Here is an 11710-nt window from a genome sequence, read left to right on the forward strand (position 1 = left end):
TGGCATTTGTCTCATCGATTGATTCGTAAGATTCTTTCACACAATCTGTGCTTTGTACTCAACAAAAAACTTGGTAACCCGCCTCTTCAGTTTGAATTGCTTATTTCAAGTTGAGAGTGGGGTATATTATATTTTAAGATAATGACATTCCGATGAGAAAGTTTTTACGCACTAAGTCTTCTACTTTAGTAGCGTCTATCTTTGCTCTTGGTGCAACCGTTCTCACAGGTTGTGATAATAGTAGTGAAACTAAGGCAGTTGATCGCGTTGAAGAGGCAGCAGCCCTAGCACGCGTAAAGGATCTTGAGGCACGTGCAGACGCCTTAAAAGGTAACATGCCTGCTGCCAATGATATAACTGTAGGCGGCGCTAATGCTGCAAGCGGTAAGCCGTCCATTAAGATGCCAGATGAATTGACCATTCCAGATGATGAGTATGGCGCTGCCGTACGGCGCGGTCTACAGCTTGCCAACCATACTGATAAAGAGCTGCCGAATAACGTTGGTAACCAGCTTAACTGTACCAGCTGTCACCTAGGCAATGGCTCAGAAGCGTATGCCGCGCCTTGGAACAATATGCCCAGCGTCTATCCGATTTATCGCTCACGTGCAGGTCGCGTCGATACCATACAAGAGCATATTAACGGTTGTTTTGAGCGTTCGATGAATGGTAAAGCACTTGATCTTGATCTTGATTGAGATAATATGAATGCGATGGTGTCTTATATGAACTGGTTGTCGCAAGATATGCCATTTGGGGTATCACCTGAAGGTCGCGGTTTTGTAAAAGTGAATAAAGAGTTAGAGCCAAATTCTGAAACCGGCAAAAAGCTGTTTGCAGAAAAATGCAGCGTTTGCCACGGTGCTGATGGCGAAGGTCAATACAATGCTGATGGTACTTACCTTTACCCAGCAGTCGCAGGCGATAAATCCTTTAATGATGGCGCAGGGATGGCACGTACTTATACTGCCGCCGCCTTTATCAAAGGTAAAATGCCATTTGGACAAGGTAATACGCTAAGCGACCAAGAAGCGGTCGATATTGCCGCCTATTTTACCCACTTGCCACGCCCTGTAAAAGCCAATAAAGACAAAGATTGGCCGAACGGCGATGCACCAAAAGATGTCCGTCGTTAATTAAAAAAGCTTATAAGTTATATAATAAAAAAGCCCAACTCCTTAAGTAGCTGGGCTTTTTTATCATAGATAGTTAAGACAAATAGTTAGGAAAATTGGCGTGCTTTAGCTTTAGCCTTACTATTCATTTAGGGCAATTTCATATCGCCATCGACCAACCAGCCAAGGCGGCGCATCACGTAAGCGACCACACCAGCAATGAGCGCTGGTAATACAAACATCAATAAGATAATCGCCGTCCACAACTGAGCACTACTCATGATTTCTTGTGATGCTTCAATGACGCCAAACACCCCAACCAGTCCTGCCGTGCCCATACCAGCGCCAGTTGCTGTGCAAGCTAGCCCAAAGCCAACGGTTGCGATAGGACCAACGATGGCGCTGGCAATCACAGCAGGCAATAGTACGAGCGGTTTTTTAAGGACATTAGGAATCTGTAGCATACTGGTGCCCAGCCCTTGGGATATGACACCACTGACGCCGTTGTCTTTAAAACTGGCCACCGCAAAGCCAATCATATGCGCCGCGCAGCCAACGACCGCTGCCCCTCCTGCTAAACCACCAAGTCCAATAGCGATACAGATAGCCGCGCTTGAGGTCGGTAGCGTCAATAAAATCCCGACCACCACTGCTATGACGATACCCATGAGTAGCGGCTGTAATTCAGTCGCTGCTTGAATACCCTGACCAATGGCGTTGACCGCAGCGACGACTGGAGGATTAAGTAGCGCACAGACGATGAGTGCCACCGTACATACCACTAAAGGGATAAGCAAAATATCGAGCTTGGTCTTGCCAGCGATCCAAGTACCAGCGCGATAAGCAAATACTGAAGCCAAATAAGCACCAATTGGATTACCGGGCAACGCAACGAAAGTTGCCGGACCTGCCTCTTGCGCGATAAATAAATTGCCCGCCATCAAGGCTTCAGAGTGTGCACCAAGCATCCCTGCAACCAAGCAGCTTAGCATCACCAAAGTTGGTGCTTTTAGGTAGTAGGCGATACCAACACCGATACCTGCGCCCATTAATACTGACGCCAGTTTGCCGACTGCTACCAAGGCTGGCAGGCTTAACCAACCACCAATTTGCGAGATGATAAGACCAGCGATAAGGGTCACAAACAACCCTAACGCCATGCCGGTAAAAGCATCGATAAAATACTTTTGAAAAAAAGCTTTCATCATACCAACGGGCGCAGTTTCTGAAGGAGTCACAGTCATCATGATGCTCTTATATTGAGTTTGCGGAAAGGAGCTAAGAAACATATCAAAAAAAAAGGGATAAAAAAAGCGTCCTCTGACGCTTTTTTTATCAATGCTTTAGGTTTAACGGCGCTGCTCAACGATAATAGAATCAATACCATTATTTTGCAGGCGCTGCTGAGCAGTGGCAACCGCTTGACGATTATTCATCGGGCGTGAAATCACCTGATAAATAGGCAGGCCATTACTGGTAGTGTTTTTCACCACTCTAGCATCGACACCAGCCATCAACACTTGTGCACGGCGACGGTCTGCTTCATCGGCATCACCAAAGCTGTTGATTTGCAAAATATAAGTCGCCGCAGGCTTCGCTGGCTGAATGCTAGCATTGCTAGCGTTCGCTGTATTAGCTCTGTTTGCAGCCGCGCCTGTATTATTGGCAGCTGGCGTACCATCATAAGTCGCATCTTCTTCGACGATGACAATATCGTCGTCATTACTGCTATTTGCTGCATTATTCGCGTTGTTGCTACGACTAGGCTCAATCGTAGTGCTCTCAGAGATACCAAAATTACCCGCATCATTATTACTTGGCGCGGTGTTTTCTGGCTGATTAACGACTACATCTGGCTCAAAATCAGTGATTTGACCGGATTGGCTACTACTACTGCCTTCACCAAAGTCTTCATCAGGGATGGTCGCCATCTCTTGATTTGGCAAAATATCATAGAACTCATAATCACCATTGTCGGTATCGGTATCGACCCGTTGCTGAACTTGTCTATCAGCATCTGTGCTCTCACCGCTGCCCGCAGGACTGAAGTTAAACAAGGGTGAAAGGTATAAAAACACCCCAATCATGAGCGTCAATACTGCCCCAACAAACATCCATAATAAGCCTGACACACTACTGGTTTTGCGTTTTTCAGTGGCACCTTTTGGTTTTTTGGCTAACATGGATCTCGTTCTCCCTACTGAATTATCTGTCGTTGTCGAGTTATCGTAATCGAATTGTCTTTATCGAATCAGCACTGTCGATTAGATTAGAAGAATTATCATCAAATAATGGCTACAGCCGTCTTCCTTTATACTACATGCTAGACGGTGCAGACAAGCCTAATAAGCTCAATCCATTGGCCAATACTTGACGCACGGCTTTAGATAAGCGTAAACGCGCTTGCATCAAATCCATCTCAACTTGGCTTGGTGTTTCACCTGAAGTTAGGCTGACCGGCAAGATGCGATTGCCATCATACCAACCATGAAATAACGCCGCCAACTCTTTTAGATAGTTGGTTAAGATATGCGGTTCATAGCCTGTCGCTGAGCGTAGCAAGGTTGCCGGATAAGCGGCAAGTAACTTAATCAATTCTTCTTCACTTGGTGCGACTAGTAACGCTTGCTTTTCAGCGCCAGTAATATCGTCTACTTGCAGACCACTGGTTTCTAGTTTTTCTAACACACGGCAAACCCGGGCATGCGCATACTGAATGTAGTAAACCAAGTTGTCTTTACTTTGCGATTTGGCCAGCTCCAAGTCAAAATCGACGTGCACTTCAGGCTTACGAGCGACGTAATAAAAACGCGCAGCATCGTTACCGACTTCATGGCGCAGCTCACGTAAGGTGACAAATTTGCCCGAGCGCGATGACATTTGCACTTTTTCACTACCGCGCCATAAGGCAACAAACTGTACCAATACCACATCAAGGCGGTCGGCATCGATACCAAGCGCCGTCAATGCCGCTTTTACGCGCGGCACATAACCATGATGGTCAGCGCCCCAAACATTAATGACTTTATCAAAACCGCGATCGAACTTGTTTTTATGATAAGCAATATCAGAGGCAAAATAGGTGCTTTGACCATTGGCACGGCGCACAACGCGATCTTTTTCATCGCCAAAATCAGTCGATTTAAACCAGATATTGCCGTCTTTTTCGTATAAATAGCCTTTTTCATCAAGGATTTGTAAAACAGGCTCAATCTCGCTATCGATGGATCTTTCGCTAAACCAGCACTCATAACGGACACCAAAGTCATTTAAGTCGTCTTTGATATCAGCCAAAATACTGCTCAATGCTGCATTTAAAAACAGCTCATAACCGGCGCCAAGCAAGGCTTTGCTATTGGCAATCAAACCATCGATATGGGCTTCTTTATCGCCTGATAGCAGTACTTTTTCGCCATCATTATTTATTTCAAACTGCGCATCTGCTGCTACGTCCTTTGCAATATCAGCAAAACTATGAACGTAGCTGTCACCATGCTGGGTTTTTAGCGTTTGCGCGATATCACTGACATAATCGCCTTGATAGCCATTGACTGGGAAGGTGACTGCCTCGCCGTTGGCCTCTAGATAACGCAAATAAGTACTGGTCGCTAAAATGTCCATTTGGCGTCCGGCGTCATTGACATAATACTCACGCGTGACGTCATAACCAATGGCTTCAAGCAAATTTGCCACGCTCATTCCAAAAGCAGCGCCGCGTCCATGACCGACGTGTAAGCTAGACGTAGGGTTGGCCGAGACAAATTCAACTTGGATTTTTTGACCTTGAAATTTCTTGCTTAAACCAAAGCGTTCTTGCAACTTAAAGATATCTTCTAACACCGCAAATTTGGCTTCGGTATTTAAAAAGACGTTGATAAAACCGGGGCCTGCGATTTCTACTTGACGAATATTTTGATTTTCAGGCAAGGCGTTGACGATTTTTTCAGCAAGCTGGCGCGGATTGGCTTTCGCAGCTTTGGCAGCCGTTAGGGCGATATTGCTCGCAAAGTCACCATGACTGGTATCTTTAGTACGCGTAATTTGGCTGTTGTTTTGCCAATCAGCCGGTAGTTCGCCGTTCGTTTTTAGGACTTCAATGGCACTGTCAAACAGTGAGGCGAGCGTATCGATTTGGGCTTGTGACATAGGACTATAAACTCAGATAAATGAACAAAAAATTGGGGTAATATAAGATAAGGCAGAAAAAATAAGTAACCTATAAATATAACAACCTTTAGCTGCTATTGCACTATTTGAACCAAAAATAGCATTAAAATCACCGCTATTATACTAGATATGCGCAAGTGACAAGGTAACGGCTATTATAGGCTGCCAATACAAGTCTATTTAGGCGGATTGTAGCGTTACTGTTGTCTGACGTTGGTGAAACATTTATAGCAACCTCATTCCGCGTTATAATGGCAACATTAATCTATTACTGCTATAAATGCTGATGCCATTTATAACCATCTATAAAAACAGACCATAGAAAACGCAGCACTTTACACTTTCATTGACAGGACAAAACCATGTTTGCCATTGCTTCTAGTACCGTCACCAGTTGGGGCATGTATATTTTATTGCCCATTTTTATTGCTTTCTTATTCTTTATCATTTGGGATTTATCAAAACAGTCTAACGCTGGGCGCGCTGGTACTTTTTGGATGTTTTTGGCCTTAGGTGCGGGTTTTATCGGTTTTATCCTAAAAGTATTGATAGAGATGGCATTTAAACGCTGGTTTATTTAACCAACCTCTCTTTGCCAACCGCAAACCGCCAGCGCTATTTTTTTGCAATTAAGGTTGCCCGTTTCGGCGCAGGATACCCTTCGATGGTTTTACTTCCATCAGTAGGGTCCAAAAAATCCGCCAAGGAATGATACGTCATCCATTCGGTTTTGCGCTGCTCCTCAGTCGACGTAACCGCTACATCGACGCAGCGTACCTCGCTAAACCCTGCTTTTTCTAGCCAACCAGTGAGCGCCTCAACGGATGGCAGGAAATAGACATTATTCATCTGCGCATAACGGTCGTGCGGTACAAGGACAGTATTGGCGTCACCATCGATAACCAAGGTTTCGAGTACCAGCTCGCCACCTTTAACCAGTTGCCCTTTTAGCTGTTGCAAATGCTCAAACGGCGACTGGCGATGATAGAGCACGCCCATACTAAATACGATATCGAATAGCTGACTGTGCTCCGGTAAGGCTTCAAGTGGTACAGGGATATAATGCGTTTTATAATGATCAGCGGCGCCGACAAAATGACGAATAGCCATAAATTGATGATAAAACAAACACGATGGGTCAATAATGATGACCGTCTCCGCGCCTGCCCCTGCCATCCGCCAACCGTGATAACCTGAGCCACCGCCTACATCCAGTACGCGCCGGCCTTTTAAATTGCCTAAATGCGGCGCGACCCTTTGCCATTTCCAATCGCTATGCCATTCGGTATCAATCTTAATACCTGACTCATCATCGCCAATTTGACCACCAATCTGGAAAGGCCCTTTACGCCACGGCATTAGCTGCTTTAACAGCGCTAAGGTTTGTTTGCGCTCAGAGTCGCTGAGGTTGGCGGCAATCGTTAATACATCACTGTCCAAATCTACTTTATCAGCCGCTACTGTTGGCAAACGTGCCACCGACGCTTGGTAAGCAGGCGCGTGTGCGTAATTGGCTTTATCTTTAATAGCATTAAGCCACGTTGGCAAGCGCGTGAGCCACTCATAAGCACTCGGCTGCTGCTGCGCCAATGACAGCAAGGTTAAATATAATTCGCGTTCGGCATGAGTGATGGTGTCGTTAAGCATAAAAACAGATTGCCATGTTGGTAAAAAGATAGAGTAAAAATTTATATTAAAAGTCGAGCTGTTATTACTATCGCGTTTAAATATTATTTAAAGGCCACAATAGAGACAAAGTTTAAAAATTGAAACCACGTCAAATGACGCTCAAAGCCAACTTGCGCTAGACGCGTATGATGCTCATCCAAGGTATCGGTAATCAAAACGTTCTCTAACGCATTGCGTTTGCCGCTGATTTCCATCTCGGTATAACCATTGGCGCGTTTAAAATCATAATAACGCTCAACCAACCACGCATCATACTGCTCATCAAAAGCATGGGTTTTTTCGGTCAATACCAAAATACCCCCTTCACTTAATGCGGCATAAATTTTCTCAAGCACTGCCACTCTATCGGCAGCGGGTAAAAATTGCAGCGTCAGATTCAGAATGACCATATCGCATGGCTCAAGCTCGACATCACGAATATCGGCGGTGATAACCTCGATGTTATGCGCGGGATAATTCTCCGTTAATAACGTGCTTGCTTCATTGGTCATCGCGGGTGAGATATCAATCGCCTTAATCTGTAAATCTTGCGGCTCAAACTCGCCTGCCAACGCCATACTTGCTGCACCCAGTGAGCAGCCCAAATCATAGACACGGCTGACACGCTGGCCGCTATCATCTTGCTGGCGGTATTTACAGTGACGACGAGCGAATATCGGCAACATCGCTAGCACTTGACCATAACCGGGTACACTACGGCGAATCATATCAGGAAAACACGCCACCACTTGCTCATCAAAAGAAAAACGCGCCGCTTTATCGAGTGGCGTGGTAAATAAGGTATCGTGCTTTACGGTGTTATTAGTCAGGTTAGTAGGCTTAGTTTGGCTCATGAGGTTGCTCGTTTTTTGATGGTGGGTCGTTTTTTGATAATGGCTCGTTTTTTGATAATGAGACTTTGATTCTTTAAAAATAAAACGTTAATTAAATGGTGCATTACTCAATGCTTTAAAGACAGCCAAAGATAGCAAAAGCCCATTATAACATTACTGTTTGTTACTTATGGCGAGCAACTGCCTTGCTAAGCTAAATAGGTAACGCTAATTCTTTATAAAGGCAATATTGAGACATAAAATTAGTATTGAAAGATGAGATATTGCAACCAAATAAAGCCCTTAGCGCATCTCTATGACAACAGCTATAATAATAGGAACAATTATGCAAACCATTATCTTAGGCGGTGGCTGCTTTTGGTGCACCGAATCAGTATTTTTATCCGTAAAAGGCGTGCAATCTGTGGTGTCAGGCTATATGGGCGGCGATGCCGTTTCTGCTAACTATGAAGCGGTCTGTGGCGGTGATACCGGACACGTTGAAGTAATCAAGGTTGAATTTGATGAGTCTATCGTACCATTAGAAGTGGTGCTTGATGTGTTTTTTGCCACGCATGATCCCACCACCATGGATCGTCAAGGCAATGATGTCGGCAGCCAATACCGGAGCGTGGTTTTTTATACCGATGAGGCGCAAAAACCAACGGTCGACCGTACTATTAACAAATTACGTGACATGGGCCTTAATGTGGTGACAGAAGTTCATCCTGCTATGGAATTTTACAAAGCTGAAGACGCCCATCAAGATTTCTATAATAGAAACCCGGGTCAAGCTTATTGTAACTTTGCTATTCCGCCAAAACTTGCCAAACTACGCAAAGAATTTAGTGAGTATATGGTGCATTAAACAAGTAATGTAAGTTTTATACGCTATCAAAGCCAAGGGTTAAGACGCTTGGCTTTTTTATTGCGTTTAGCGGTATGATAATATCAAACATCTAAAGTATAGATAGGTTAGGAATAAAGGTATGGATTCTAAATTTTGGCAACAGCGCTGGCAAGATGGCCGTATTGGCTTTCATAAGTCTAACGTCAATCCTCAACTAACCGAGTATTTTTCTGAACTGGCAGTGCCCATCGGCAGCCAAGTCTTGGTACCTTTATGCGGTAAATCAGTTGATATGGTATGGCTTGCGCACGCAGGCTACGATGTCGTTGGCGTCGAGCTGGTGGAAACGGCTGTGCAAGCGTTCTTTGTTGAGCAAAAGGTTATTCCTACTATTACTGAATTTACGAGCGCTACGGATAATGCCATTTTAAAACGCTATCAGGGTCAGCTAGCTGGACAAACCATCACTTTATGGGCAGCAGATATTTTTGCTCTGAGCGCCACAGATATAGGCGAGATTAATGCTGTTTATGATAGAGCAGCATTGATAGCCTTGCCAGCTACGATGCGTGCTAATTATAGTGCGCAAATAGTCAAGCTTAGCAATCATGCACCACAACTATTAATCACCCTAAACTATAACCAAAGTAAAAAAGACGGCCCGCCTTTTTCGATTAGTCAGCAGCAGTTACAGCAGTATTATGATACCAACTATAAAATTATCGAGCTTGAAAACCAGTCATCAACCCTTAATGCGGCATCTGAGCTAGCCGTAACTGAACAAGTTTGGCTATTAAGTCCTTAAGCTACTCATCCATTGGAGCTAAACCACGAAAAAGCGCTAAAGCTTGCTTCAACAGGATAGCCAAACCCTCTTCTAACCTCACGCTCACGTCAATTTATAGTAACCGAGTGCTTCGATACCTTTTCTTTATTACTGAGATTGGTTACTCTAAGTTCATACTGCTTAATTCAGCTTTGTTCTCTTTCAATGATTATTTCGATGTTTATAGGATATTTCCATGCATTTTTCTTCGACCTCTACGTTATCGCTACTTAGCATCGCAGTTGGCCTCAGCTTTGCCAGTACTGCGCAAGCGGCTAAACCACCCGCACCAGACTTATCTAATAGCCAGTTTCAGCAGTGCTTAGATGGTTTAAAAAACTCTAGTAAATTCCGCGGCGTCGATAGCTATACGTTTAATAATTATCGTCCAAGCCAGCCTGACCCTAGTGTGATTCAGTCACTCAATTACCAGCCTGAATTTCAAAAAGACGTTTGGGATTATTTGTCTTCGTTGGTAGATAAAGAGCGGGTCGAAGATGGTATTCGGGCTAAGCACCAATGGGCAGATACCTTGCGCCGCATTGAATCGCGCTATGGGGTCAAAGCTGAGCATGTACTGGGCGTATGGGGCGTGGAGTCAAACTTTGGCCAGACATTGGGTAAAAAGCCCTTGTTTGAGTCTTTAGCGACGCTGTCATGTTTTGATCGTCGTCAAAGCTATTTCCAAGGAGAATATGCCAATGCGCTAAAAATCGTCCAAAATGGCGATATCGCACCTAGTGATATGACCGGCTCATGGGCGGGTGCATTTGGGCAAACGCAGTTTATGCCAAGTACCTTTCTAGAATTGGCTGTCGATTTCGATGGTGATGGTCGCCGCGACTTGGTTAATAGCGTCCCTGATGCGCTCGCCTCTACTGCCAACTTTTTGGACAAACGTGGTTACCGTACCGGCGAGCCATGGGGTTATGAAGTCAAACTGCCAAGTGGTTTTTGGGGCGCATCAAACCGTAAAGACAAAAAATCTATCAGCCATTGGCGCAATCAAGGGCTGACATTGGCGAACGGCAGCCCTCTGCCTTCTACCTTGGGCAGCGCAGGTTTATTATTACCAGCCGGCACTGATGGCCCAGCATTCTTGGTGGGTAAAAACTTCGACACGTTTTATTCGTATAACGCTTCAGAAAATTATGCTTTAGCAATTGCCCACTTATCAGACTTAATCGCGCGTGAAGACAGCAGCAAAACCGATTTTGTCACTGCCTGGCCGACGGACGACCCTGGTATTAGCCGTCAGCAATCTAAAGATATCCAGCAAGCATTATTAAATGCAGGCTACGATATTGGCGAAGTGGACGGTATCATTGGTGATAATACGCGTGCGGCGATTCAGCAATATCAATCAAGCCATGGCATCTTTCCAGCCGATGGACGCGCCGGACAAAAATTTTATCGCGCCATCGTTGGTAATAGTGCTGCAAGCACTTCCCAATATGGCAATCCGTACGGACAACCAGCAAACAGTCGTCCTTTAAACCCTGCGCCTGCAGATCGTATGGGGCAATTGATTCAACAGCAAACTGGCAGCTCAAACTCTAATCCTTACTCGGTACAGCCGTCTGTGCAGCCAACCGTTAGACCATCAACCTCATCGGGCAATACGCGTTATCGCCGGGTTACCAGTCCTGATGGTACGATAAAGCTTGTACGTGTCGATGAAGGTTCATAATTAGCTAAGCTAAGGAATGATTTATTTAGTATCTACAAGCATGTATTAGCGACTAATAAAAAAGCCACGCAAATGAGCGTGGCTTTTTTATTAAATGAATTGAATAAATTGGAAAAAATACGGTCATCATTCTATTATTTTGTTAAATAATACCTACTAGATAACAGGTGGCGGATTTGGTTTTCCATTATCGCCATCCCAATTTTCGCGGGCTTTGTCATCTAAATCCGCAGGCGTTTTTGGTTTCCATTTACCGTTTTCTTTCCACGTCGCATCACCCCAGTCAGCATCTTCTTCCTTTCTATCCAAGTCCTTATAGGCTTGGGTTGGGTCAATGCCGCGGCGCTTCATATCGGCGACTTGTTCTTCGAGCGTACGAAACTGGTCGGCTTCAAGCATGGTTTCTTCTAAGCTGGTTAGTTCACTATTTAAATTTTTTTTGGCATCACTCATTGTTCGTTCTCCCTAATTATTAAGCATTATTACCCCACTCTCAACTTGAAATAAGCAAATCAAACTGAAGAGGCGGATTACCAAGTTTTTTGTTGAGTACAAAGCATA

12 protein-coding genes and 1 pseudogene are annotated in these 11710 nt (G+C 44.7%); 7 read left to right on the forward strand and 6 right to left on the reverse strand.

The genetic code is table 11. The annotated features are described in order from the left end of the window. The 3 genes and pseudogenes from FOR85_RS12000 to FOR85_RS12855 form a co-directional block, all read left to right on the forward strand. A pseudogene (locus FOR85_RS12000) lies at positions 1-114 on the forward strand (IS982 family transposase); the annotation flags it as partial. Between the two features lie 38 nt (positions 115-152). Continuing rightward, a complete protein-coding gene (locus FOR85_RS12850; RefSeq protein WP_223808631.1) occupies positions 153-698 on the forward strand; it encodes a c-type cytochrome in 546 nt (181 codons plus the stop codon). A 27-nt stretch (positions 699-725) separates the two neighbouring features. Continuing rightward, entirely contained in the window at positions 726-1136 is a 411-nt protein-coding gene (locus FOR85_RS12855; protein ID WP_223808632.1) for a c-type cytochrome, read from the forward strand. A 128-nt stretch (positions 1137-1264) separates the two neighbouring features. Here FOR85_RS12855 and FOR85_RS12010 read toward each other — a convergent pair whose 3' ends face one another. The 3 genes from FOR85_RS12010 to argS all read right to left on the reverse strand — a co-directional run bounded on the left by FOR85_RS12010 (position 1265) and on the right by argS (position 5261). After that, a complete protein-coding gene (locus FOR85_RS12010; RefSeq protein WP_223808633.1) occupies positions 1265-2362 on the reverse strand; it encodes a PTS transporter subunit IIC in 1098 nt (365 codons plus the stop codon). 102 nt (positions 2363-2464) lie between these two features. Continuing rightward, on the reverse strand, positions 2465-3298 hold the full coding sequence (locus tag FOR85_RS12015; protein ID WP_144298097.1) for an SPOR domain-containing protein: 834 nt from the start codon (positions 3296-3298) through the stop codon (positions 2465-2467). A 133-nt stretch (positions 3299-3431) separates the two neighbouring features. Further along, the gene (argS, locus tag FOR85_RS12020) at positions 3432-5261 is read right to left on the reverse strand and encodes an arginine--tRNA ligase (RefSeq protein WP_144298098.1); all 1830 of its coding nucleotides are present in this window, start codon (positions 5259-5261) and stop codon (positions 3432-3434) included. Positions 5262-5644: 383 nt separating this feature from the next. Between argS and FOR85_RS12025 the strand changes: the two genes are divergently transcribed. After that, the gene (locus FOR85_RS12025; protein ID WP_068406984.1) at positions 5645-5863 is read left to right on the forward strand and encodes a DUF2788 domain-containing protein; all 219 of its coding nucleotides are present in this window, start codon (positions 5645-5647) and stop codon (positions 5861-5863) included. 34 nt (positions 5864-5897) lie between these two features. Here the strand turns inward: FOR85_RS12025 and cmoB are convergent, their stop codons facing one another. Both cmoB and cmoA read right to left on the reverse strand, forming a co-directional pair. Further along, positions 5898-6929, reverse strand: a complete 1032-nt coding sequence (cmoB, locus tag FOR85_RS12030; protein ID WP_144298099.1) for a tRNA 5-methoxyuridine(34)/uridine 5-oxyacetic acid(34) synthase CmoB — start codon at positions 6927-6929, stop codon at positions 5898-5900. Positions 6930-7012: 83 nt separating this feature from the next. Then, on the reverse strand, positions 7013-7804 hold the full coding sequence (gene cmoA, locus FOR85_RS12035) for a carboxy-S-adenosyl-L-methionine synthase CmoA (protein ID WP_144298100.1): 792 nt from the start codon (positions 7802-7804) through the stop codon (positions 7013-7015). Positions 7805-8129: 325 nt separating this feature from the next. On the opposite strand from cmoA, the gene msrA reads away from it, so the two are divergent. The 3 genes from msrA to FOR85_RS12050 all read left to right on the forward strand — a co-directional run bounded on the left by msrA (position 8130) and on the right by FOR85_RS12050 (position 11149). After that, on the forward strand, positions 8130-8651 hold the full coding sequence (msrA, locus tag FOR85_RS12040) for a peptide-methionine (S)-S-oxide reductase MsrA (RefSeq protein ID WP_144298101.1): 522 nt from the start codon (positions 8130-8132) through the stop codon (positions 8649-8651). A 121-nt stretch (positions 8652-8772) separates the two neighbouring features. Next, on the forward strand, positions 8773-9438 hold the full coding sequence (gene tmpT / locus FOR85_RS12045; protein ID WP_144298102.1) for a thiopurine S-methyltransferase: 666 nt from the start codon (positions 8773-8775) through the stop codon (positions 9436-9438). Positions 9439-9655: 217 nt separating this feature from the next. Next, entirely contained in the window at positions 9656-11149 is a 1494-nt protein-coding gene (locus FOR85_RS12050; RefSeq protein ID WP_144298103.1) for a lytic murein transglycosylase, read from the forward strand. A gap of 156 nt (positions 11150-11305) precedes the next feature. Here FOR85_RS12050 and FOR85_RS12055 read toward each other — a convergent pair whose 3' ends face one another. Continuing rightward, a complete protein-coding gene (locus tag FOR85_RS12055) occupies positions 11306-11602 on the reverse strand; it encodes a hypothetical protein (protein ID WP_068406968.1) in 297 nt (98 codons plus the stop codon). Between the last annotated feature and the right edge of the window lie 108 nt (positions 11603-11710).

Source organism: Psychrobacter sp. YGAH215 (assembly GCF_007280595.1).
Lineage (GTDB): Bacteria > Pseudomonadota > Gammaproteobacteria > Pseudomonadales > Moraxellaceae > Psychrobacter > Psychrobacter faecalis.

What these genes read in the sequence shown, in the direction of transcription:
- FOR85_RS12010 (WP_223808633.1), bottom strand. Translation starts at nt 2,362, where the DNA reads ATGATGACTGTGACTCCTTCAGAAACTGCGCCCGTTGGTATGATGAAA.
- FOR85_RS12015 (WP_144298097.1), bottom strand. Translation starts at nt 3,298, where the DNA reads ATGTTAGCCAAAAAACCAAAAGGTGCCACTGAAAAACGCAAAACCAGT.
- FOR85_RS12850 (WP_223808631.1), top strand. Translation starts at nt 153, where the DNA reads ATGAGAAAGTTTTTACGCACTAAGTCTTCTACTTTAGTAGCGTCTATC.
- FOR85_RS12855 (WP_223808632.1), top strand. Translation starts at nt 726, where the DNA reads ATGAACTGGTTGTCGCAAGATATGCCATTTGGGGTATCACCTGAAGGT.
- cmoA (WP_144298100.1), bottom strand. Translation starts at nt 7,804, where the DNA reads ATGAGCCAAACTAAGCCTACTAACCTGACTAATAACACCGTAAAGCAC.
- FOR85_RS12050 (WP_144298103.1), top strand. Translation starts at nt 9,656, where the DNA reads ATGCATTTTTCTTCGACCTCTACGTTATCGCTACTTAGCATCGCAGTT.
- argS (WP_144298098.1), bottom strand. Translation starts at nt 5,261, where the DNA reads ATGTCACAAGCCCAAATCGATACGCTCGCCTCACTGTTTGACAGTGCC.
- FOR85_RS12055 (WP_068406968.1), bottom strand. Translation starts at nt 11,602, where the DNA reads ATGAGTGATGCCAAAAAAAATTTAAATAGTGAACTAACCAGCTTAGAA.
- tmpT (WP_144298102.1), top strand. Translation starts at nt 8,773, where the DNA reads ATGGATTCTAAATTTTGGCAACAGCGCTGGCAAGATGGCCGTATTGGC.
- FOR85_RS12025 (WP_068406984.1), top strand. Translation starts at nt 5,645, where the DNA reads ATGTTTGCCATTGCTTCTAGTACCGTCACCAGTTGGGGCATGTATATT.
- msrA (WP_144298101.1), top strand. Translation starts at nt 8,130, where the DNA reads ATGCAAACCATTATCTTAGGCGGTGGCTGCTTTTGGTGCACCGAATCA.
- cmoB (WP_144298099.1), bottom strand. Translation starts at nt 6,929, where the DNA reads ATGCTTAACGACACCATCACTCATGCCGAACGCGAATTATATTTAACC.